This window comes from Candidatus Obscuribacterales bacterium (assembly GCA_036703605.1).
In the GTDB taxonomy this organism is placed as follows: Bacteria; Cyanobacteriota; Cyanobacteriia; order RECH01; family RECH01; genus RECH01.
Genome location: DATNRH010000599.1, coordinates 1 through 1,139 on the forward strand (window position 1 = coordinate 1; position 1,139 = coordinate 1,139).

The window sequence follows — 1,139 nt, forward strand, 5'->3', positions numbered from 1 at the left end:
GGTTTTAGCAGCGTTCACGCAGCCTTTTGGTCAAGACCAAGGCAGATCTCTGGAACCGGTACTTTGGTGGAGATCAGCCCATTTTTCGGTTCTTGTCCTGCCACAACTCCAGCAGCGCCAAAGCAAGGACAGCAACTCCAAGCACCAGATGGATTGCCATTAGAACACCGCCATAGGAGAAGATGAACGGCGAAGCAATCACCCACACTCCGCAGAGTCCTTCTAGAAGCTCCTCCCAGCGCTGCAAAGCGTCTCGCTCAATGAGAGCGATGGCCGCTATTAGCACGCCGAAAATCCCAGAGTTGATTGCTACAGCGGGGTTGTCGAAGGATCCAATTGCTAGCGGGGAAAAGAGAAGCAAAACACCCGCGCCGGCGGATGCGAAGTCCTCCCATCCCCGATGCTCTGACATCCACCATTCATGCGAACGAATCGACATAACATGCCCTCCATTCAGTGCCGCATGATCGCGGTCACTCTGCCCGATAGAGGGTCATGTTATTGCCATCCACCCCCTAGCGGGCGTTGATGACGTACCTCGTAGATAAATGGCGTCGCGGTAACTGCTCTGCAAGATCCTAGAGGGCCTTCACCCATGCGCTTCATCTCGAGACATCGACTCCTGCGCATGCGTTAGGCGTCGGTACCCAGTTATCTCGATTTTGCAGGCGTCAATGCAGGATCAACTCCAGAACTGCGGCTGTTCCAACAAACACCATACCCGCAGCAAGCACCATCGAGATCATTGAGAGAGACAACCCACCCGCTAGCCAATAGCCGTCTCGTTCACTGAGACCCAACGCAAGTAAGATAATGGAGAGGGCTGGAAGCCCGTTTGCGAAGGGGATGGGAAGGAACAAAAAGATGGCGAGGAAAAGCGTAGCAAAGCCAATGATGCGTTCGGCCAAGAGGTATGAAGTCGGCCACCAGCGCGGTTTTGCAAGGCGTTCAATCCACTCCACGTAGGGCACTGAAACCGTCACTATCCGGCTGAAGGTGGTGCGCTCGATGGAGCGATCAGCCACAAACCGTGGGAGCCAGACATCGGATCTGCCCGCGACAAGCTGCAGGGCAAGCACTATCAGCGGCAGCCCTGTGAGAACGGAGGATCCGGTAACGAAGAAGAACAAGTTTGGCAA

General features: G+C 55.0%; 2 protein-coding genes. Both read right to left on the reverse strand.

The genetic code is table 11. The features are described 5' to 3' along the window. Positions 1-73: 73 nt before the first annotated feature. Positions 74-439, reverse strand: a complete 366-nt coding sequence (locus V6D20_12815) for an SPW repeat protein (GenBank protein ID HEY9816663.1) — start codon at positions 437-439, stop codon at positions 74-76. Between the two features lie 232 nt (positions 440-671). After that, positions 672-1,139 (reverse strand): exopolysaccharide biosynthesis protein (locus V6D20_12820; GenBank protein HEY9816664.1); only part of this gene is annotated, 468 nt, incomplete at its 5' end.